The sequence below is a fragment of the Streptomyces coeruleorubidus genome (assembly GCF_008705135.1).
Classification (GTDB): Bacteria; Actinomycetota; Actinomycetes; order Streptomycetales; family Streptomycetaceae; genus Streptomyces; species Streptomyces coeruleofuscus.
In genome coordinates, this window is the sequence record NZ_CP023694.1 from 977,876 (window position 1) to 997,139 (window position 19,264).

A 19,264-nucleotide genomic window follows, 5' to 3' on the forward strand; every position below is an offset into this window, starting at 1 on the left:
GCGACGAGCGGTCGGTGGCGCCGCCGACGCCGCGACATGCAAGGATGGGGCGTCCGCGCACCGGAGCCGGGGGAGAATGCCCTGGTTGCGGCAGGTGCGTAGGACGTGTCGGACGGCATTGAGGCGAAAGGACCGGAGCGTACGTGAGCGAGAATCAGAACCTCCTCGCGGAGCAGCGGCGATCCCTGATCCTCGACGAGGTCCGCCGCCGGGGCGGTGTCCGGGTCAACGAGCTGACGCGCAAGCTCGGCGTGTCGGACATGACGGTCCGCCGCGACCTCGACGCGCTCGCCCGCCAGGGCGTGCTGGAGAAGGTGCACGGCGGCGCTGTCCCGGTGGTCGAGGCGAGTACGCACGAACCGGGTTTTGAGGCCAAGTCGGGGCTGGAGCTGACCGCCAAGGAGGACATCGCACGGGCGGCGGCCAAGCTGGTCGCCCCGGGCGCGGCGATCGCCCTGTCCGGCGGCACGACGACGTACGCGCTGGCACAGCAGCTCCTGGACGTGCCCGACCTGACGGTGGTCACCAACTCGGTGCGGGTGGCCGACGTCTTCCACGCGGCGCAGCGCACCTCGGGTCCGCGGCAGGGCGCGGCCACGGTCGTGCTGACCGGCGGTGTGCGCACCCCGTCCGACTCGCTGGTGGGGCCGGTCGCCGACCAGGCGATCGCGGCGCTCCACTTCGACCTGCTGTTCCTCGGGGTGCACGGCATATCGGTCGAGGCCGGCCTGTCGACGCCGAACCTCGCGGAGGCGGAGACGAACCGGCGGCTCGTGCAGTCGGCCCGGCGGGTGGTGGTGGTCGCCGACCACACCAAGTGGGGCAAGGTGGGCCTGAGTTCGTTCGCCTCGCTGGAGCGGATCGACACGCTCGTGACGGACGCCGGCCTGCCGGACGAGGCGCGCGGGGTGGTCGTGGAGCATCTGCGGCGGCTGGTGGTGGCCGGGGAGCCCGACGAAGCGGCAGACATCTGACGGGGCGCCAGCTAGGGTGACGCTGCCGGTCATCGCCCGATCCCGTACGAGGAGGGCTTCGTCCATGGCTCACCGTCTGCGCCCGGTGGGGCTCGACTTCGTCGGGACCGCGCCCGTACGGCATGTGTCCGAGCGGGAGATCTCCGCTCCGGTGGAGGCGGTCTACCGCGCGCTGGAGGACGTGCCCGGCTGGGTCGGCTGGTTCCCCCAGGTGACGGCCGCCCGTCCGATCGACGGCGGGAAGGGGCGCGACATCCGCCTCATGGGAGGCGTCCGGTTCCGCGAGTCGGTCATCGCGGCGGAGGGACCCGAGGTGTACGCCTATCGCGTCGACGTCACCAACGTGCCCGGGGTGCGGGCGATCGCCGAGGAGTGGCGGCTCGCCCCGGCCGGTACCGGGACCCGGGTGCGGTGGACGTTCGCGACCGACGGTACGGCGGCGTACCGGCTCGCCCTGAGGCCGGTGCGGGCGGCTCAGGCCAAGGCCTTCCGGGACGCCGTCACGGCGCTGGACCGGAGGCTGGCTGCGTCGTAGCACCGCCTGTCGGCGGGCCCGGGGTCTCGGGTCAGTCGGGCCAGACGCCCGTCTTGAGCAGCGAGTCGATCGCGGCCGTGTACGGCTCGATGTCCAGCCCCTGGGCGGCCAGCCAGGTGTCCGAGTAGTACTTGTCGAGATACCGGTCCCCCGGGTCGCACAGCAGCGTCACGACGCTCCCCTGCCGTCCCTCGGACACCATCTCCGCGACGATCTTCAGCGCGCTCCACAGGCCCGTGCCGGTCGAGCCGCCCGCCTTGCGGCCGATGGCGCGCTCCAGTGCCCGTACCGCGGCGACGCTGGCCGCGTCGGGCACCTTCATCATCCGGTCGATCGCGCCGGGCACGAAGCTCGGTTCCATACGGGGCCGGCCGATGCCCTCGATGCGGGAGCCGCAGTCGTAGGTGACGTCCGGATCGCCGGTGGTCCAGCCCTCGAAGAAGCACGAGTTCTCGGGGTCGGCCACGCAGACGCGCGTGTCGTACTGCATGTAGTGGACGTAGCGCGCGAGGGTCGCCGAGGTGCCGCCGGTGCCCGCCGTGGCGACGATCCACGCCGGCTCGGGGAACCGCTCCATCCGCAGCTGCCGGAAGATGGATTCGGCGATGTTGTTGTTGCCGCGCCAGTCCGTGGCCCGTTCGGCGTAGGTGAACTGGTCCATGTAGTGGCCGCCGGTCTCGGCCGCGAGGCGGGCGGACTCCTCGTACATCGTGCGGGGGTCGTCCACGAAGTGGCACCGGCCGGCGTGGAACTCGATGAGGCGGATCTTCTCGGCGCTCGTCGTGCGCGGCATGACGGCGATGAAGGGCACGCCGATGAGCTTGGCGAAGTACGCCTCGGAGACGGCCGTCGAGCCGCTGGAGGCCTCGATCACCGGACGGTCCGGCCGGATCCAGCCGTTGCAGAGGCCGTAGAGGAAGAGGGAGCGGGCGAGCCGGTGCTTGAGGCTGCCGGTGGGGTGGGTGGACTCGTCCTTCAGGTACAGGTCGATCCCCCACCGCTCCGGCAGGGGGAAATGGAGCAGGTGCGTGTCCGCCGAGCGGTTGGCGTCGGCCTGGACTCTGCGGACGGCTTCTTTCAGCCAGGCGCGGTAGGCGGCGTCGCTGTGGTCGACGTCGAGGGTCACACCGGTCCGGGTCTGCTGGGGAGTGCTCACGGGGGCTCCTAACGCTGCGCGCCGACGACGCGTCGCGCGGCCGACACCCCGATCATATGCACCTTCCTCACGCTTCTCACCTGCATAAACGCACCTTTGAGCCCCCCAAAGCGCCCCCTGGGGCAGGGCCCGGGGCAAGGGGGCGCGTGATCAGGGGGGCGCACTTGGGTGTGTGCTCCAGGCGCCCCCAGGAGAGGGGGTCTGCTGCACTGGTGCTCGACGCCGGGTGGGGGCAGACTTCACCGCGGGACCGGGGCTCCGAACGGGGTACCGGCAGGGGTCGAAGCACCAACCGGAGCAAGCATCCGGACGGGGGCACACTGGATCAGGACACGAGCCTGTGCCGGGTACCGCGGAGAGCGGCGGCCGGTGCACCGACGCGCACAAGGGGGCGGGTGGTATGGCCGAGCCGGAGTTCAGGGCCACGGGCGTGCGGATCGGGAAGCGGCTGCGTTCGCTCACCCGGGCCGGACAGGTCCGGATCAGCGGCGGCCGGCTCGAGCTGCTGACCAGCTACGGCAGCGAGATCGACAGCGCGCCGGTGCAGGCGGTGCGCGCCTCCAGGCCCTGGTTCGGCCCCGATGACCGGGCCACGGCGGACCTCAACGGCAATCGGTACCTGCTCACCATGGGCGACCACGACCCCGCTCCGGGCGAGCCGGGGCCGCCGGCCGCACGGCGCTTCATCGAGGCCGTGCGCAGGGCGGCGGGGCGCGGCGACTGAGATGTCCGCGAGTTGCGGTCCCTTACCCCCTGCGCCACTCTGGTCTCACGTCACTCTGGGTTTACCGGCGATAACGCTGCGAACCAGCCCGCCGGCCACGACAGCGGGCGACAGCGTCACGAAGGCGCCCTGCTGGATCCGAACTCCGTGTTCTTCCGGACCTCACGTCGGGGAGTCGCAGCCGTGATCAGCTATCCAAGCAGGCACTGCACGGTGGAGCTCCAAGCCCTGCCGTCGCGGATCGGCCAGGTCCGCAGAATCGTCTCTGCGCAGTTGCGCTACTGGCATCTGGACGCTCTGATCGACCGGGCCTCGCTCGGCGTGACGGAGCTGTTGTCCAACGTCCACCGGCATGCCCAGCCCGACAAGACGTGCACCGTCGAGATAGAGCTGCTGCTCGACCGGCTCACGGTCTCGGTGCGCGACCACGACCCACGGATGCCCGTGATCGACGACGCCGAGCCGCTGGCGACCTGCGGGCGCGGGCTCGCGATGGTGGCCGCCATGAGCGAGAGCTGGGGCGTCCGGCCGGACGGCGAGTCCGGCAAGGTCGTCTGGTTCACCCTCCCGACGTCCTCCGCCCCGGTCGCGGCGCCGTCGCGCCGGGCCCGGCGCACGGTCCTGGAGAAACCCGCGCGCAGGTTCGCGGAGGTCGGGCACACCACCGACGGGCTACGGCCCGAACATGCTCCCGCCCGGTCCGCCGTTGCCGGTTGACCGGGCGGTGACCACCGTTCGCACGGCGGTTGCCACCGGGTGACGTTCGCCGCCGCGCGCACGTCACCCGGTGACGGCGGCGCGGAACCACTCGGCGTGCGCCCGCCGCCTTCCCGGCGTGGCATCCGACCGGGGCGACGCGTCGCATCCGGCCGGGGCGACGCGTGGCATCCGGCCGGGGCGACGCGTGGCATCCGGCCGGATGTTCAGGCACCTCCACCCTTGGCCGTGCGGCCGAACTCCTCGTTCAGTACGGACAGTCGGCGCCAGTACTCGTCCTCGTCGATCTCGCCGGAAGCGAAGCGGTGGCCGAGTACGGCGATGGGCGAGTCGTTCTCGACCGTGGGCTGCCGCCAACCGCGGTGGCTGCGCCACACGGTGCGGCGCAGCAGTGCGATGCCGCCGCCGATGAGCAGGGCCCAGAGGACCGGGAAGAACAGGATCCACGGTCCGGGGCCGCTGTCGCCGAAGTGTGCCAGGGTCTGCATGTCGTCCCACTCCTCGATCGCCGTGCCGGATGTCTGTGCGTCGCTTTCGAGAGTCGCCCCACGAGGGGCCCCCGGTCGTCGTACGTCCAGCGACACTGCGCCTACGCCCTGAGGGGTAGGCGCCGGGTCGATTTCTGTAACTACTGGTATGTACAGTAGGTGCATGAGCACCTCGGAACGGCTGATCGAGTCCACCCGCGAGCTGCTGTGGGAGCGCGGTTACGTGGGCACGAGCCCCAAGGCGATCCTGGAACGCGCCGGCGCCGGGCAGGGCAGCATGTACCACCACTTCAAGGGCAAGCCCGACCTCGCGCTGGCCGCGATCCGGCGGACCGCCGAGGAGATGCGGGCTGTCGCCGCCGGAGTGCTCGACGGGCCGGGAACGCCGTACGAGCGCATCGAGGCGTATCTGCGCCGCGAGCGGGATGTGCTGCGGGGCTGCCCGATCGGCCGGCTGACCATGGACCCGGACGTGATCGCCAGCGCCGAGCTGCGCGCCCCGGTCGACGAGACGCTCGACTGGATCCGCGAGCGGATCGCCGGGATCGTCGAAGAGGGCAAGGAGCAGGGCCAGTTCGCGCCCTCGCTGGACGGCGAGGAGATCGCCGCGGCGGTCGTCGCGACGGTCCAGGGCGGTTACGTCCTCGCCCGCGCCTCCGGCTCCCCCGCCGCGTTCGACACGGGTGTGCGGGGCCTGCTGTCGCTGCTGGCACCCCGCCCCGCCTGAGGAGACCTGAATGCACGCCATGCAGTACGAGCTCACTCTGCCCGCCGATTACGACATGGGCGTCATCCGCGACCGTGTCGCCCGCTTGGGGCATCTGCTCGACGACTGGGACGGGCTCGGCGTCAAGGCCTACCTGATACGCGAGCGCGGTCTGCGCGGCTCGCCGGTCGACCAGTACGCGCCCTTCTACCTGTGGAACACCGTCGAAGGCATGAACGCCTTCCTCTGGGGCGGCGGGTTCCAGGGGCTCAGCGACGACTTCGGGCGGCCGTCCGTACGGCAGTGGACGGGGCTCGCGTACGAGGAAGGGGGCGGTTCGCACGCGCGGTTCGCGGTACGGCGGCGCCAACCCGTCCCAGCTTCGGGGCGGTTGGCCGAGGCTGTGGGGGACGCGGTGCGGGAGGCCCGGCGGCTGGCGGCGGAGGACGGGGCCGTGCTCGCCGCGGCCGCCGTCGACACGAGCCGCTGGGAGCTGGTGCACTTCTCCCTCTGGGAACACGACACCCCCAAGGCCGACGGCGACGTGTTCGAGGTGCTGCACCTGTCGGCACCGGGCCTGGACCGGCTGCCCCGGGGGCGGCGGTGGTGAGCGCGGTCCGCACGGTGCTGGGGGACGTGCCGCCCGGGGAGCTGGGCGTGTGCGACGCCCACGACCACCTGTTCTTCGGCAGTCCCCGACTGCCCGGCCAGGAGCTGCGCAGCGTGGCGGCGGCACGGGCGGAACTGGTCGCGTTCCGGGAGCAGGGCGGTGGTGCCGTGGTGCAGTGGACGCCGTACGGGCTCGGGCGGCGGGCCGCCGATCTGCCGCCGCTGTCCCGGGAGACCGGGGTGCACGTGGTCGCGGCGACGGGGCTGCACCAGGCCGTCCACTACGACGAGGACACGCTCGCGGGGCTGCGGGGCCGGCTCGCCGACGTCTTCGTCTCGGAACTCACGGAGGGTATCGGGGCGTCGGGGGTGCGGGCGGGGCTCGTCAAGGTCGCGGGCGGTTTCCACGCCCTGGACGCGCACGCCCGCTGGACCATGACGGCGGCGGCCGAGGCGCATCACGCCACGGGCGCGACCGTCGCCGTGCATCTGGAGCTGGGCACCGGGGCGCTGGACGTACTGGACCTGCTGTGCGGGGAGTTGGGGGTGCCGCCGCATCGCGTGGTGCTCGGGCACCTCAACCGCTCCCCCGATCTCGTGGTGCACCGGCAGGCCGCCGAGTCCGGGTGTTATCTGGCCTTTGACGGTCCGTCACACGCCCACCACGCCACCGACTGGCGGATGCCGGACGCCGTACGGGCCCTCGCCGACGCCGGGTTCGGCGACCGGCTGCTGCTGGGCGCGGACACCACGACGGCCGCCGCCCGCTCGGTGGGCGGCGGTCCAGGGATGCCGTATCTGCTGCGCCGGGTGCGCCCCCGGCTCGTCCACGCGGTGGGCGAGGACCTGGTGGGGCGCATCCTCAGGGAGAACCCGGGCCGGGCGTTCGCCGTGCGGTGGCGCTGACGGCGTCGCCGGCCGGTCTCAGCCCGCGGCCTGGTCGTTGTCCTTCATCTCGCCCCATCCGTGCCAGCGGTCGACCTCGATCCAGGCGCTGACCCGGGGCCGGACGCGGTTCGGGTAAGGCCGGCCGCCGTAGTGCCGGGAGAGCAGGTCGATGTCGGTCAGGTCCTTGTCGTCGTACATCTCGGTGACGCGGCCGATGAGGGTGACGTGGGTGTACCAGTTGTCGTCGGCGAGAACGGTGAGGGTCACGCGCGGGTCGCGGCGCAGGTGCTTCAGGCGGACCCGGCCCTCGTCGAGGTTGATCAGCACCCGGCCGTCCTTCCACAGGTACCAGGTGGCGGTGGAGACCGGTGTGCCGTCGGAGCGGAGCGTGGCCATGACGCATGGGTTGGGCCGGCTCAGCAGGGCGTCGGCCTCGGGCGGCAGCGGCGGCTTGGACATGGGGAACCTCCAGGGTGATCAGGCGGACGGGTTGTCGTCGAAACTCGCGAAGTAGGCGGCGGCCATGTCCTCGTCGCCGTGGCCCTGGGCTGCGGCACGCTCCATGCGGGCGGCGGCGGCTTCGGCCACGTCCAGGCGGACGCCGTGGCTCGCACCGGCCTCGACGATGAGGCGGGCGTCCTTGGCCGCGGTGGTCACCGCGAACTGGGGCGGGGTGAGCCGGTGTTCGAGGATCATGCCGGACTTGGCGTGCAGATAGCCCATGTCGAGCGGGCCGCCGGCGATGAGGTCGAGGAAACCGTGCGGGTCGACGTCGAGGGCCTTCGCCAGCGCCAGGGCCTCACCGGCGGCGGCCGTGGCGGCGAGGACCCAGCTGTTGGCGACCAGCTTCAGCCGGGTGCCGCCGCCGGCCGCGCCGTCCTCGCCGGCCCACACGGTACGGGCGCCGACCGCGTCGAAGACCGGCGTCACCGTGTCCCGGCCCTCGACGGGGCCGGCGGCGAGCACGGTCAGCTGCCCGGCCTCGGCGGGCTGGCGGGTGCCCAGGACGGGGGCGTCGTAGAAGACCAGGCCGTGCTCGCGGGCGAAGGCGGCGAGGTCGCCGATGGCCTCGACGCCGGCGGTCGTGGACTGCACCCACGCGGCGCCGGGGCGCAGTCCGGGCGCGGCCTGGCGCATCGTGTCCAGGGCGGCGGGGCCGTCGTGGAGCATGGTCAGGACGACGTCGCTGCCCCGGACCGCCTGCGCGGGGGTGTCGGCGATGTGCACGCCCTCGGCGGCCAGCGGCTCGGCCTTGGCACGGGTGCGGTTCCAGGCGTGGACGGTGTGCCCGGCGCGTGCCAGGTTGCGGGCCATCGCGGCGCCCATGATGCCGGTGCCCAGGACGCTCACGGTGAGCTTGTCGGTCATGACGTCCATCTTCCTCGTTCGTACGGTGCGGGCGTGCCGCCTGCGGTCCAGCCTGCCCGCTCAGGCGCGAGCCTTCCCGGAAGCGGCGCGGACAAGCCCGTCGAGCCGTGCCGAATGGCCGTTGAGCACGAGGTGGGACGGGAGCCGGAGGAGACCGTGCTGTTCACGCGGCTGCCGCGGGCGTGCAGCCGACCTGGCCGGCACGGCCTCGCCGCTCGGGTCTCCCCTCGTAGGCGCATGCGGTGACCGGGTGACCGGCTCAGGTCACCGAGATGTCCACGGACGGCCGCAGCTTCGCCGCCGCGGCCAGGGCCTCGTGCACGGGGTGGGCGGCGAAGGCCGCGAGCAGAGTCACGTCCGCCGGGTGGTCGGCGGCGGGGTAGGCGATCTGCTCGTAGGCGGCATGGAAGCGCGGGCCCCAGCGGCGGGCGCCGAGGCGGGCCGTGCGGGAGCAGTTGTCGACCATGTACGCCACGTCCCGGGCGTGCATGTACGGCAGCAGCGAGTCGACGGCCTCGATGACGGACTCGTTGACGATCTCCGACCAGGGGTGCCCGCGCTCGGTGAACTCGTCGATCTGGGCGGTCATGGTGGCGACGAACACGCCTGCGGTGAACGGGTCGACGGGCAGCTCGCGGGTGCCGCGCCGGGCCCGCGCCCGGTCGCTCACCGACCACATCGGGGATCCCCCGATCCGGCTCATCGGACGTGCGCCGATCCGTCGTTCCGCGAGGATCACGCTGCGCAGTTCGGTGCCGTCGGCGACCTCGTCGTAGATCTCCTCGACGATCTCGCGCGCCGGGGCGTAGGCGGCCGTGTACGCCCGGTCGAAGACGTCCCGGCCCTCCCGGTCGAGGCTCTCGCGCACGGCCCGCAGCCCGGCCCGCGAGATGGTGCGGGCGATCGGGCCGGTGACGTTCTCGCAGGACCGTTCGTACGCCGTCACCTCGTCGTCGCCGGCGAGGCGGTAGCGGGTGTACAGACTCTCGACGATGCCGTGGACGGCCCCGAGCAGGACGGCGCGTTCGCCGACGATGTCCGAGCGGTACTCGCTGTCGAGCGTGGTGCGGAACGTGTAGGGGGAGCCGAGCGCCACCGACCAGCCGAGCGCGAGGTCGACGGCCCGTCCGTCGGGGTCCGCGTGCACGGCGAAACTGCTGTTGATCCCGGCGCCGTTGACGTGCGCGCCCTGCTCGTAGAGCCGCCGCACGGAGTCGCCCATGCCCTTGGGACACACGGCGATCACCCCGTGGCCCGGCGGGAACTCGCCGCCCGTTTCCCACAGATGGCCGAGCAGGAAGCCGTGCGAGAGGCCGATGACGGCGCCGGGCTCAAGGGCCGCGAAGATCTCCTCGTGATGGGCCGCGAGCGCGTGGTCGGCGATCAGCAGGATCACCAGGTCGCTCTCTCCCGCCACCGCGAGCCAGTCGCCGAGCGTGCCGTCGTCCTCGGTGAAGCCGTGGGCGCGGGCGTCGGCGCGGGAGCCGGAGCCGGGGCGCAGTCCGACGGCCACCCGGATGTCCGTGCCGGCGAGGGAGTCGCGCAGGTTGAGGGCCTGCGCCCGCCCCTGGGGGCCCCAGCCGATGACGCCGATCCGCCGGACACCGGCGAAGGCCTGCGGGAGCAGCGGGAAGAGGTGCCGTCCGCCGCGCAGGACGGTCTCGGTGCCGCCGGGCACGTCCATGGTGTCGAGGGGGAAGACGCGGGAGGTGTACGTGGTCGTCGAGGTCATGGTCGAGTTGTAGGCTCGGCCGGAGCGTTGCGGCAAGCGCAACTTGTGCAGCGCCCTGTTGCATCGAATGAAAGGCGCAGGCCGTGCGGGACGATCACCGGGAGCTGCGGCTGTTCCTGCACCTGGCGCAGACGCTCAACTTCGGCCGGACGAGCCTGGACTGTCACGTCAGCCCGGCGACGCTGACCCGGACCGTGCAGCGGCTGGAGGCGGACCTCGGGCACCGGCTGTTCGACCGGGGGCCGCGCGGGGTGTCGCTGACGGCGGAGGGGCACCGCTTCCGCGAGTACGCCGTACGGGCCCTGGAGCTGTGGCGCGCCTACCGCGAGGAGCACCCCGACCCGGCCGAACTCACCGGCCGCCTCGCCCTGTTCGCCACGGTGACGGCGTGCCAGGCGCTGCTGCCGGACCTGCTGGCGCCCTTCCGCACCGCGCATCCCCAGGTCCGGCTCGATCTGCGTACGGGTGACGCGGCGGCCGCCCTGGCCCGGCTGGACGAGGGGGAGGTCGACGCGGCCGTGGCGGGGATCCCGCCGAGGCTGCCGGAGGCGCTGGCGAGCCGGACGGTCGCGGTGACCGAGCTTGTCCTGGTCACGGCCCGGGACCGGCCGGATCCGGGGCTCGACGGGCCTTTCGTCCTCCCTCACCGCGGGCTGGTCCGCGATGCCGCCGACCGCTGGTTCCGCGCCCGGGGCGCGGCACCCGACGTGGCCTGTGAACCGGACGGCCACGAGGGGCTGCTCACGCTGGTCGCGCTGGGGTGCGGCACGGGCGTGGTGCCGCGCCTGGTGCTGGACAACAGCGCGGTGCGGGAGCGGCTGGCGGTGGTGCCGGCGGATCCGGCGCCGGAGCCGTTCCCGATCGGGCTGTGCGTCCGGCGGGCCGATCTGCGGCGGCCGCTGGTGGCGGCGCTGTGGAGTCTGGCCGGCCCGGGTGCGCGCCCCGAGTGGCCTGGGTGAGCGGCCGCGGGTGGCTCAGCGGTTGGGTCTGGATCACCGGGCGGACCAGACGGATTCCACCCTTCAACCGTGCTCCGGTCGCCTTGCCGCGGGCCTCGCCGCGGCAGGCGAGGATCATCAGCCCCTCGTGGCGGAGTTGCTTGCCGGGGAAGGGCGTCGCCGGAGCCCACGAACCGTCAGGCCGAGGAGCCGCTGTCGATGACCAGGTCGGCGCCGACCACCGCACCGGCCGCGGGCGAGGCGAGATAGAGCACCGCGGCCGCCACTTCTTCGGCCTCCGCGACCCGTCCGAGCGGGTTTTCCGTCTTCACCCGCTCGGCACGGTCGGCCTCGGTCTCGCCGGGCCGCAGCGACATGGGAGCGGCCGATGCACCGGGGCTGACCGCGTTGATGCGGATGCCCTGGTGGATGTGGTCGAGAGCAGCGGCCCGGGTCAGCGCCGAGACCGCCGCCTTCGAGGCGATGTACGCGGCGGCGTTGGGGATCCGCAGGTGTGCGCCCAGGTTGGAGGAGATATTGACGATGGTGCCACCGCCGTTCTCCTTCATGTGCGCGATCTCGTGCTTCATGGCCAGCCAGACCCCGGTGACATTGGTCCGCAGCACCGCGTCCCATTCCTCCTCGCTGACCTCTCCGACCGGCACGGTGCCGCGGAGTATCCCGGCGTTGTTGACCGCGATGTCCAGTCCGCCGAAGCGGGTGACGCTCTCGCATACGAGGTTCTGGAGCCGGCCGGAGTCGGTGACATCAGCGGTGACGGCGGCGGCCGTGCCGCCGGCGGCCTCAATGAGGCCGACCGTCTCGTCGAGGGGGGCCGCGGTGCGTCCCGCGACGACCACGGATGCGCCCTCGGCGGCGAATGCGAGCGCGATCGCGCGGCCGAGGCCGGAGCCCGCGCCGGTGACGAGGACGGTCTTGCCGGTGAAGCGGTTCATTTCGGTGGCTCCCTTGAGCGATGGGTTACTTGGTGCGGTGGTTCAGGAGGGCGACTGAGGCGAGAGCGGCCCCTGTTGAGGCCAGGGAGGAGGCATCACTGCCGAGCGTGAGCAGGATCGCGAACAGGACGGTCGGACCGGATTCCATCGCGGTGTTCAGCACACTGCCCGCGAGTCCTGTCTGCTGCTTCGGCACGCCTTCGGTGGCGAGTACGGCGGCCCCTGCGAAGGAAGCCGCCGTGCCGACAGGCAACAGCACCAGACCCGGCAACAGTCCGTACCCGTATGAGATGTGCGCGTCGGTACCGGTCAGCGCGAGGAGGGCGAGCCCGGCCGCGCCGGTGCCGAGACCGGCGGCCGTGACGGTTCGGGCCCCGTACCGGCCGATGAGCGGTCCTGCCGCCCGGCCCGAGGCGATCAGCCCAACAGCGAACGGTACGAACGCCGCCGAGGTCTGCAGCGGTGACCAGTCGCGCGCCTGCTGGAGGTGGAGCGAGAGGAGCACGAAGGTCATCGCGGTTCCGCAAGCGCTCAGTGCGATGGCGGCGAGAGCGAGGACCCGCCGCCGGTCGAGCAGGAAGCGGGGCGGCAGCAGCGGGTCGCGGGCGCGGTGCTGGGCGTACCAGAACACGGCCAGCAGCGCGGCCCCGCAGAGCAGCGGCACGAGCACGCCGACCGACGACCAGGGGTGGGTATCGGTGACGACGAGCCCGTAACTGGCGAGGGTTGTCCCGGCGGTGGCGAGCAGAGCACCCGGCAGGTCGAGAGTCCTGCCCCGGCTCGGCGTGGTGTCCGGCAGCAGCCGAGGCATGAGGGCGAGGGCTGCGAGGGCCACCACGAGCGGTACGGCGAAGGTCCAACGCCAAGACAGCAGCGCTGAGATGACGCCGGAGAGCAGATTGCCCGCGGTCGCGCCGAGTACCGATAACCCGCCCCAGGTGGCCATCGCCCTGCCGTACGCGGGTGGGGAGGGGAAGACGGCGTGCAGCACGGCCATGGCGGCGGGCGCGATCAGAGCCGCCCCCGCGCCCTGCGCGAAGCGCGCTACGAGCAGCGTCCCCATGCCGGGGGCGAGCGGGGCTGCGGCCGAGGCGGCGGCGAAGAGGACCAGGCCTGTGGTGAGGGCACGCCGCCCGCCGTAGCGGTCAGCGAGGCGCCCGCCGAAGAGCAGCAGTCCGGCGAAGGTCAATCCGTAGGCGGCGCTGAGCAGGATCAAGTCGGCACGTTGCAGGCCGAATTCGCGCCCGATGGCGGGCAGCGGTACGGAGATCGAGGCAAGCGTGAAGATCAGCGTGGTCTGGACACTGCCGAGGAGGACGAAGGCGCATCGTTGCTGTATGGCAGCAACGCGGGCGGCGTCCGTGGCGGTCATACCTCGCCCTTTCTTGACCGATCGGTTCATTATTCGGGCGTGCTGCAGGAAACCCGGTGACTGTGGTGCGTGTCATTCAGTCCAGCAGGGCCAGCGCCTGCTCGGCCGCGTCCCGCACCCGGGCGGGATCATTCGATGCCTTGCCGACGACGCGCAGGCCCTGCAGCAGGACGAACAGCATGCGAGCCAGCGCGTGCGGATCACGACCCTCGGGCAGCTCACCCTGAGCCTGGGCGCGTACGAGCGCGGAGTACAACGGGGTCTCCACGTGCTCCCAGCTGATCTCGACCCGCCGGGCCGCCGCGGGGTCGTGCGGGGCCAACTCGGCGGCGGTATTGGTGACGAAGCAACCGTTCAGCCGGCTCTCCGGGGATGCGGCCTCCGCGGCGAAGCGGCGCACCACCGCCCGCACCGCGGGCAGTGCGGGGCCCGGCTGGGACAGCTCGGCCAGGAGAGACGGGTCGCGCGTCTCGGCGTACCGGTCCAGGGCCTTCAGGTACAGCTCGTGCTTGCTGCCGAAGGTCGCGTAGATGCTGGCGCGGCCGATGCCGAGATGCTCGACGAGGTCGCTCATCGACGTCGCTTCGTAGCCGCGCCGCCAGAACAGCTCAAGGGCCGACTGCAGCGCGGCGTCCGGATCGAATTCCTTGGTCCTGGCCACACCTAGAGACCATAGACGTATCCAGAACGATCAGTCAATTAACTGTGTCGTCGAGGCCTTTGGCCATGTGGCGGAGGCATCGAAGCAGCGTCAGGCGGCGCGTACTCAGCACCTTCCTCACGAGACTGCTCAGGTGAGCGCCCCGAGCGGATCGTCCAGGACCGGCTGCCAGGCCAGTTCGGCCGCGCCGACCAGGCTGTTGTGGTCGAGGGTGCACGCGAGGATCGGGACGCCGCCGCTTTGGCCCCACAGGCTGCGGTCGGCGACTACCGCGCGGAGCCGGCCGGGGTCGGCGTCCAGGAGGGTGCGGTGCAGACCGCCGAGGATGATCCGGTCCGGGTTGAGGATGTTGACGAGACCGGCGAGTCCGAGGCCGAGCCGGTCGATGAGGGTCTCGGTGGCCGTGCGGACGCCCGGGTCGTCGTAGTGGTGACGGATCAGGTCGATGGACTGCTGGAGCAGGGACACCTCGGGGCCCGGTTCGCGTCCCGCCGCCGTGAGGAAGGCCAGGGGGTCGGTCTCCACGTCCAGGCAGCCGCGGCTGCCGCAGTGGCAGGGGCGGCCCTCGGGGTGGACGGTGAGGTGGCCGACCTCCAGCGCGAGGCCCGAACTGCCCCGGTGGAGGCGGCCGTCGAGGACGAGCGCGCCGCCGACGCCCCGGTGGCCGGTGGCCACACACAGCAGGTCGCGGGAGCCGCGTCCGGCGCCGTGCCGGTGCTCGGCGAGCGCGGCGAGGTTGACGTCGTTCGCGGCGAACGCGGGTCCGTCGAGACCGGCGGCGCGCACCTGCTCGGCGAAGATGTCCCGGACGGGCGAGCCCGCCGGCCAGGCGAGGTGCAGCGGGTTCAGTGCCAGGCCCTCGGGTTCGGCGACCGCGGAGGGGACGGCCAGCCCCGCGCCCACGCACCGCCGCCCCGTCTCCCGCAGCAGCTCGGCGCCCGCCGTGACGACGGAGGCGAGCACCTTCGCCGGGTCGGCGTCGACGACCTCGCAGCCGGGCGCGGTGGCGACGATCCGGCCGCCCAGTCCGACCAGCGCCGCCCGGAAGCCGTCGGCGTGCACCTGTGCGGCGAGCGCGACGGGCCCGTCCTCGGCGACGGCCAGCTTGTGCGAGGGCCGGCCCTGCGAACCCGCCCCCGCGCCGGGCCGGGCGTCGACCCGGATCAGCCCGAGCGCCTCCAGTTCGGCGGCGACCGCTCCGGCCGTCGCCCGGGTCACGCCGAGCTCGGCGGTGAGTACGGCCCGGGTCGGCGCGCGTCCGGTGTGCACGAGCTCCAGCGCGGGTCCGAGCGCTCCGCGCCCCCGGTCCAGCCGCGTCCTCGTCGAGGTGCTCCCATCCCCCGCCGGCCGGGGGTCCGCCTTCCCGCTCATGAGGGCGAGTCTCCCATGATCCGTAGGGCCCGCGGCCTACAGGCCGCTGACCCGGAGCGTGATGTTGAGCCGTCCGGTCAGGCCCAGCCCGGGCGGTGCCGTGCCTCCGTGTACCCGGGGGACCCCGTGGTAGGCGAGCCGGGACGGGCCGCCGAAGACGAACAGGTCGCCGCTGCGCAGCTCGACGTCGGTGTAGGGCCGCGTGCGGGTCTCGGGGTTGCCGAAGCGGAAGACGCAGGTGTCGCCGAGGCTCAGCGACACCACCGGCGCGTCCGACTTCTCGTCGCTGTCGCGGTGCATGCCCATCCGGGCGTCGGCGTCGTAGAAGTTGATAAGGGCGATGTCGTACGCCGGGGCCGGTCCGCCGAGTGTGTCCCGCACCGCCCGGCGGCCCAGCTCGCCCAGCCAGTCGGGGAACGGCTTCACCGGGGCGCCGTCGCCGTCGACGACCGTGCGGGCGTAGGCGTAGGGGTGCCAGTGCCAGCCGAGACAGACCTGCCGGGCGGTCATGGTGCCGCCGCCGGGGGTGCGGACCGTGCGCAGCCCGGCCGGCGGGCGCGCCCACGCGCGGCAGGCCTCCAGCAGCTCGCTCTGGTGCTCGGTGTCCAGCCAGTCCGGCACGTGGACCGCGCCCGGCGCCACCTGCGTACGGGCTCTGGGGAACAGTTCGCCGTCCATGCCTCCCATCCTCCCCGACCTGGGCTGAGCTGCGGCTCGGCTAGCCTGGACGCACGATGAACGACCGTATGACGACACCCTGGGGCGAGCTCGCGCTGACCCGTTTCCCGGAGGACCCGCGCGACAGGCTGCGTGCCTGGGACGCCTCCGACGAGTACCTGCTGAGGTATCTGGCGCAGGAGGGGGTCCCGCTGTCGGGCACGGTCGTGGTCGTCGGGGACCGCTGGGGTGCCCTGGTCACGGCGCTCGCGGAGCACCGGCCGGCGCAGATCACGGATTCCCACCTGACCCAGGAGGCGACCCGGGCCAACCTCGCGCGGCACGGCGTCGAGCCCGGCGCGGTCCGGCTGCTCACCACGCAGGATCCGCCACCCGGACGCGTCGACGTGCTCCTCGTGCGGGTGCCGAAGAGTCTGGCGCTGCTGGAGGACCAGTTGCTGCGGCTGGCGCCCGCGGTGCACGCGGGGACGGTCGTCGTCGGCACGGGCATGGTGAAGGAGATCCACACCTCCACGCTGCGGCTGTTCGAGCGGATCCTCGGCCCCACCCGCACCTCGCTCGCCGAGAAGAAGGCCCGGCTGATCTTCTGCACGCCGGATCCCGCGCTGGAGCGGCCCGGCAGTCCGTGGCCGTACGTCTACACGCTCCCGGACGGCATCGGGCCGGCGTCGGGGCGCACCGTCGTGAACCACGCGGGTGTCTTCTGCGCCGACCGGCTCGACATCGGCACGCGGTTCTTCCTGGAGCATCTGCCGGGCGGCGGGGGCGGCCGGCGGGTGGTGGACCTGGGGTGCGGCAACGGCGTGGTCGGGACGGCGGTGGCGCTGGCCGACCCGGCGGCCGAGGTGCTGTTCGTGGACGAGTCGTTCCAGGCCGTGGCCTCGGCGGAGGCGACGTACAAGGCGAACGGTGTGCCGGGGCATGCGGAGTTCCGGGTCGGCGACGGGCTGGCGGGCGTGCCGGCCGACAGTGTGGACCTGGTCCTCAACAACCCGCCGTTCCACTCCCATCAGGCGACGACGGACGCCACGGCCTGGCGGATGTTCACCGGGGCGCGGCGTGCGCTGCGGCCGGGCGGCGAGCTGTGGGTGATCGGCAACCGGCATCTGGGCTACCACGTGAAGCTGCGGAAGCTGTTCGGCAACAGCCGGCTCGTCGCGAGCGATCCGAAGTTCGTGGTGCTGAAGGCCGTCAAGCGGTAGCCGCGCCGAGGGTCTGGAGGGTCCTCGCCACCGCCCGGGCCATGGCCTCCCGCGCGACCGTCAGGTAGCCGCGCGGGTCGACGGCCTCGGGCCGGTCGGCGAGGAACTCCCGGATCGCGCCGGTCAGCGCGATGTTCAGGGCCGTGCCGATGTTGACCTTGGTGATGCCCCCCGCTACCGCCGCCGTGAGTTCGTCGTCCGGGACGCCGGAGGAGCCGTGCAGGACGAGCGGGACGTCCAGCGCGGCCGACAGTTGCTTGAGGAGGGCATGGTCGAGGGTGGCGGTGCGGGTCGTCATGGCGTGGGCGCTGCCGATGGCGACGGCCAGGGCGTCCACGCCCGAGTCGGCGACGAAGGCCCGGGCCTCGTCGGGGTCGGTGCGGGCGCCCGGGGCATGCGCGTCCAGCGGGGGTCTGCCGTTCTTGCCCCCGATCTGCCCCAGCTCGGCCTCGATCCAGAGCCCTTGCGTGTGCGCCCAGTCGACCGCCGCCCTGGTCGCGGCGAGGTTCTGCTCGTAGGGCAGCCGGGCCGCGTCGTACATCACGGAGCTGAAGCCGGCCTCCGCGGCCTGGTGCAGCAGGGTCTCGCTCTGCACGTGGTCGAGGTGCAACGCGACCGGCACGGCGGCTCGTTCGGCCGCGGCGACGGCCGCGCGGGCGAGCGGGAGCAGTTGTCCACCGTGGAACTTGACCGCGTTCTCGCTGACCTGGAGCACGACGGGGGCGGTCACGGACTCGGCGCCCGCGATGACGGCCTCGACGTGCTCCAGCGTGATGACGTTGAAGGAGGCGACGGCCGAACGGGCGGCGGCGGCGCGGGTGATGAGCTCGCCGGTGGTGGTGAGGGGCACGGTGCCTCCGAGGTCAGTGGGCGAGGATCACCGAGCGGGTGAGGTGGCGCGGCTGGTCCGGGTCGAGGCCGCGTGCCGCGGCGACGGCGACCGCGAGACGCTGGGCACGGACGAGCTCGGCGAGCGGGTCCAAGGCTCCGGCGACCCACAACGCGCCCGTGCCGCACACCTGTTCGGCGAGTCCGTCCGGCGCGTCCCCGAACATCCAGGTAGCGGTGCCGCTCGTGGTGACGCTGATGGGCCCGTGCCGGTACTCCATCGCCGGATAGGCCTCCGCCCAGGACAGTGACGCCTCGCGCATCTTCAGCCCGGCTTCGTTGGCCAGGCCGACGGTCCAGCCGCGCCCCAGGAAGGTGAACTGAGCGCAGTCGACCAGGCCTTCGGGCAGGGGCTCCGCCAAGGCCGTGCGCGCGTCGGTGACGGCGGTTTCGGGGTGGAGTCCCAGGTGGGCGCGGAGCAGGGTGAGGGCCGTGGTGGCGAACCGGGTCTGGACGACGGAGCGTTCGTCCGCGAAGTCGAGGACGGCGAGGTCATCGGCCGCCGTCCTCACGGGCGTGTCCGGGGCGGCGGTGATCGCGGTGATGGGGGTACTGCCCTTCAGCCTGCCGAGCAGATCGAGGACCTCGGTCGTGGTGCCGGAGCGGGTGAGGGCGACGACCCGGTCGTAGGCGCGGCCGTACGGGAACTCCGAGGCGGCGAACGCGTCGGTCTCGCCCTGCCCGGCGCTCTCCCGCAGGGCCGCGGCCGCCTGCGCCATGAAGTACGAGGTGCCGCACCCGACGATCGCCACCCGCTCCCCCGGCGCCGGCAGCACCTCCGCGTACCCGGGCGCCTGCGAAGCGGCGCGTGCCCAGCACTCGGGCTGGCTGGTCAGCTCGTCCTCGACATGCGTCATGCGGCACCCTCCGCCGTGATTGTTCCTGCAAGATATCTCCAACTTTCGAGCAATATCAAGCATCGGGGGTGTGACCCGTGCGCCAGGGTCGCGCCGGAGATCGAGAGGTGGAGGTGCGGAGGTCGCCGCGGAGACGGTGCGGCGGTTCGAGGAGGCCTGGCTGCGGGTCGTCACGGTGTGATCGCCGTACCCCGCATCGACGCCCTAGGGCGTGTCCGTAAAGTCCCGTCGTCCGCCCGGAGGGCGGGCCTCGCGGCGTCCGGTGCGTGCTCTGGGGGTACCCCGGCCGAAGGCTGGGGGAGTGCCGGGCGGACGCCCGCGTACTGGTTGTACGCGGGTGTTCGCACGGTGCGGCGAGTGGGGGCACCTCCCACGCCCTTAAGGCAGTGGGGGAGCGTGCCGGGCGTCGCGGGGCAGGCGGGACTTTGCGGACACGCCCTAGGC

Annotated in this window: 21 protein-coding genes; 9 read left to right on the forward strand and 12 right to left on the reverse strand. The window is 72.8% G+C overall.

The window, feature by feature from the left end:
- Positions 1 to 143: 143 nt before the first annotated feature.
- Together CP976_RS04495 and CP976_RS04500 are read left to right on the forward strand one after the other, a co-directional pair.
- Positions 144 to 974, forward strand: a complete 831-nt coding sequence (locus tag CP976_RS04495; RefSeq protein ID WP_150479122.1) for a DeoR/GlpR family DNA-binding transcription regulator — start codon at positions 144 to 146, stop codon at positions 972 to 974.
- A 64-nt stretch (positions 975 to 1,038) separates the two neighbouring features.
- Positions 1,039 to 1,509, forward strand: coding sequence for an SRPBCC family protein (locus tag CP976_RS04500; protein WP_150479123.1), 471 nt, complete (start codon positions 1,039 to 1,041; stop codon positions 1,507 to 1,509).
- A gap of 31 nt (positions 1,510 to 1,540) precedes the next feature.
- On the opposite strand, the gene cds1 is transcribed toward CP976_RS04500, so the two are convergent.
- Positions 1,541 to 2,665, reverse strand: a complete 1,125-nt coding sequence (gene cds1, locus CP976_RS04505; protein ID WP_150479124.1) for an L-cysteine desulfhydrase Cds1 — start codon at positions 2,663 to 2,665, stop codon at positions 1,541 to 1,543.
- Between the two features lie 400 nt (positions 2,666 to 3,065).
- Here cds1 and CP976_RS04510 point away from each other — a divergent pair, with 400 nt between their 5' ends.
- Entirely contained in the window at positions 3,066 to 3,389 is a 324-nt protein-coding gene (locus CP976_RS04510) for a hypothetical protein (RefSeq protein WP_150479125.1), read from the forward strand.
- 183 nt (positions 3,390 to 3,572) lie between these two features.
- Positions 3,573 to 4,106: an ATP-binding protein gene (locus CP976_RS04515; protein WP_190147066.1), complete on the forward strand. Its 534-nt coding sequence runs from the start codon at positions 3,573 to 3,575 to the stop codon at positions 4,104 to 4,106.
- A 206-nt stretch (positions 4,107 to 4,312) separates the two neighbouring features.
- Here CP976_RS04515 and CP976_RS04520 read toward each other — a convergent pair whose 3' ends face one another.
- Positions 4,313 to 4,594 (reverse strand): SHOCT domain-containing protein, encoded by a 282-nt coding sequence (locus CP976_RS04520; protein ID WP_150479126.1) that lies wholly within the window; start codon positions 4,592 to 4,594, stop codon positions 4,313 to 4,315.
- A 148-nt stretch (positions 4,595 to 4,742) separates the two neighbouring features.
- Between CP976_RS04520 and CP976_RS04525 the strand changes: the two genes are divergently transcribed.
- The 3 genes from CP976_RS04525 to CP976_RS04535 are packed head-to-tail and all read left to right on the forward strand — an operon-like array spanning position 4,743 to position 6,815.
- On the forward strand, positions 4,743 to 5,321 hold the full coding sequence (locus tag CP976_RS04525; RefSeq protein ID WP_167537274.1) for a TetR/AcrR family transcriptional regulator: 579 nt from the start codon (positions 4,743 to 4,745) through the stop codon (positions 5,319 to 5,321).
- 10 nt (positions 5,322 to 5,331) lie between these two features.
- On the forward strand, positions 5,332 to 5,910 hold the full coding sequence (locus CP976_RS04530; RefSeq protein ID WP_150479128.1) for a DUF4865 family protein: 579 nt from the start codon (positions 5,332 to 5,334) through the stop codon (positions 5,908 to 5,910).
- Entirely contained in the window at positions 5,907 to 6,815 is a 909-nt protein-coding gene (locus tag CP976_RS04535; RefSeq protein ID WP_150479129.1) for a phosphotriesterase family protein, read from the forward strand. Before CP976_RS04530 ends, CP976_RS04535 begins: the two co-directional genes overlap by 4 nt.
- 18 nt (positions 6,816 to 6,833) lie before the next feature.
- Here CP976_RS04535 and CP976_RS04540 read toward each other — a convergent pair whose 3' ends face one another.
- From CP976_RS04540 to CP976_RS04550, 3 genes are all read right to left on the reverse strand, one after another.
- A complete protein-coding gene (locus CP976_RS04540; protein ID WP_150479130.1) occupies positions 6,834 to 7,256 on the reverse strand; it encodes a PPOX class F420-dependent oxidoreductase in 423 nt (140 codons plus the stop codon).
- Positions 7,257 to 7,274: 18 nt separating this feature from the next.
- The gene (locus CP976_RS04545; RefSeq protein ID WP_308430114.1) at positions 7,275 to 8,174 is read right to left on the reverse strand and encodes an NAD(P)-dependent oxidoreductase; all 900 of its coding nucleotides are present in this window, start codon (positions 8,172 to 8,174) and stop codon (positions 7,275 to 7,277) included.
- A 250-nt stretch (positions 8,175 to 8,424) separates the two neighbouring features.
- Complete coding sequence (locus CP976_RS04550) at positions 8,425 to 9,897, reverse strand: ketol-acid reductoisomerase (protein ID WP_150479132.1); 1,473 nt, start codon at positions 9,895 to 9,897, stop codon at positions 8,425 to 8,427.
- Between the two features lie 83 nt (positions 9,898 to 9,980).
- Between CP976_RS04550 and ilvY the strand changes: the two genes are divergently transcribed.
- Complete coding sequence (gene ilvY, locus CP976_RS04555) at positions 9,981 to 10,856, forward strand: HTH-type transcriptional activator IlvY (RefSeq protein WP_150479133.1); 876 nt, start codon at positions 9,981 to 9,983, stop codon at positions 10,854 to 10,856.
- A 176-nt stretch (positions 10,857 to 11,032) separates the two neighbouring features.
- On the opposite strand, the gene CP976_RS04560 is transcribed toward ilvY, so the two are convergent.
- The 5 genes from CP976_RS04560 to CP976_RS04580 form a co-directional block, all read right to left on the reverse strand.
- The gene (locus tag CP976_RS04560; protein WP_150479134.1) at positions 11,033 to 11,791 is read right to left on the reverse strand and encodes an SDR family NAD(P)-dependent oxidoreductase; all 759 of its coding nucleotides are present in this window, start codon (positions 11,789 to 11,791) and stop codon (positions 11,033 to 11,035) included.
- Positions 11,792 to 11,816: 25 nt separating this feature from the next.
- Positions 11,817 to 13,163, reverse strand: a complete 1,347-nt coding sequence (locus CP976_RS04565) for an MFS transporter (protein WP_150479135.1) — start codon at positions 13,161 to 13,163, stop codon at positions 11,817 to 11,819.
- A 76-nt stretch (positions 13,164 to 13,239) separates the two neighbouring features.
- A complete protein-coding gene (locus tag CP976_RS04570; protein ID WP_150479136.1) occupies positions 13,240 to 13,824 on the reverse strand; it encodes a TetR/AcrR family transcriptional regulator in 585 nt (194 codons plus the stop codon).
- 129 nt (positions 13,825 to 13,953) lie between these two features.
- Complete coding sequence (locus tag CP976_RS04575) at positions 13,954 to 15,195, reverse strand: ROK family protein (RefSeq protein ID WP_150479137.1); 1,242 nt, start codon at positions 15,193 to 15,195, stop codon at positions 13,954 to 13,956.
- A 36-nt stretch (positions 15,196 to 15,231) separates the two neighbouring features.
- Positions 15,232 to 15,873, reverse strand: coding sequence for an alpha-ketoglutarate-dependent dioxygenase AlkB family protein (locus CP976_RS04580; protein ID WP_150479138.1), 642 nt, complete (start codon positions 15,871 to 15,873; stop codon positions 15,232 to 15,234).
- A 68-nt stretch (positions 15,874 to 15,941) separates the two neighbouring features.
- Between CP976_RS04580 and CP976_RS04585 the strand changes: the two genes are divergently transcribed.
- Positions 15,942 to 17,075: a methyltransferase gene (locus tag CP976_RS04585; protein ID WP_150485226.1), complete on the forward strand. Its 1,134-nt coding sequence runs from the start codon at positions 15,942 to 15,944 to the stop codon at positions 17,073 to 17,075.
- On the opposite strand, the gene CP976_RS04590 is transcribed toward CP976_RS04585, so the two are convergent.
- Positions 17,065 to 17,925: a class II fructose-bisphosphate aldolase gene (locus CP976_RS04590; RefSeq protein ID WP_150479139.1), complete on the reverse strand. Its 861-nt coding sequence runs from the start codon at positions 17,923 to 17,925 to the stop codon at positions 17,065 to 17,067. The two genes, CP976_RS04585 and CP976_RS04590, sit on opposite strands and share 11 nt — an antisense overlap.
- Positions 17,926 to 17,938: 13 nt before the next feature.
- Entirely contained in the window at positions 17,939 to 18,820 is an 882-nt protein-coding gene (locus CP976_RS04595; protein ID WP_150479140.1) for an SIS domain-containing protein, read from the reverse strand.
- Positions 18,821 to 19,264: the final 444 nt, after the last annotated feature.

Coding starts and splice junctions, on each gene's coding strand:
- CP976_RS04500 (WP_150479123.1), top strand. CDS start 1,039: ATGGCTCACCGTCTGCGCCCGGTGGGGCTCGACTTCGTCGGGACCGCG.
- CP976_RS04510 (WP_150479125.1), top strand. CDS start 3,066: ATGGCCGAGCCGGAGTTCAGGGCCACGGGCGTGCGGATCGGGAAGCGG.
- CP976_RS04520 (WP_150479126.1), bottom strand. CDS start 4,594: ATGCAGACCCTGGCACACTTCGGCGACAGCGGCCCCGGACCGTGGATC.
- CP976_RS04525 (WP_167537274.1), top strand. CDS start 4,743: ATGTACAGTAGGTGCATGAGCACCTCGGAACGGCTGATCGAGTCCACC.
- CP976_RS04530 (WP_150479128.1), top strand. CDS start 5,332: ATGCACGCCATGCAGTACGAGCTCACTCTGCCCGCCGATTACGACATG.
- CP976_RS04540 (WP_150479130.1), bottom strand. CDS start 7,256: ATGTCCAAGCCGCCGCTGCCGCCCGAGGCCGACGCCCTGCTGAGCCGG.
- CP976_RS04545 (WP_308430114.1), bottom strand. CDS start 8,174: ATGGACGTCATGACCGACAAGCTCACCGTGAGCGTCCTGGGCACCGGC.
- CP976_RS04550 (WP_150479132.1), bottom strand. CDS start 9,897: ATGACCTCGACGACCACGTACACCTCCCGCGTCTTCCCCCTCGACACC.
- CP976_RS04560 (WP_150479134.1), bottom strand. CDS start 11,791: ATGAACCGCTTCACCGGCAAGACCGTCCTCGTCACCGGCGCGGGCTCC.
- CP976_RS04565 (WP_150479135.1), bottom strand. CDS start 13,163: ATGACCGCCACGGACGCCGCCCGCGTTGCTGCCATACAGCAACGATGC.
- CP976_RS04575 (WP_150479137.1), bottom strand. CDS start 15,195: ATGAGCGGGAAGGCGGACCCCCGGCCGGCGGGGGATGGGAGCACCTCG.
- CP976_RS04580 (WP_150479138.1), bottom strand. CDS start 15,873: ATGGACGGCGAACTGTTCCCCAGAGCCCGTACGCAGGTGGCGCCGGGC.
- CP976_RS04585 (WP_150485226.1), top strand. CDS start 15,942: ATGACGACACCCTGGGGCGAGCTCGCGCTGACCCGTTTCCCGGAGGAC.
- CP976_RS04595 (WP_150479140.1), bottom strand. CDS start 18,820: ATGACGCATGTCGAGGACGAGCTGACCAGCCAGCCCGAGTGCTGGGCA.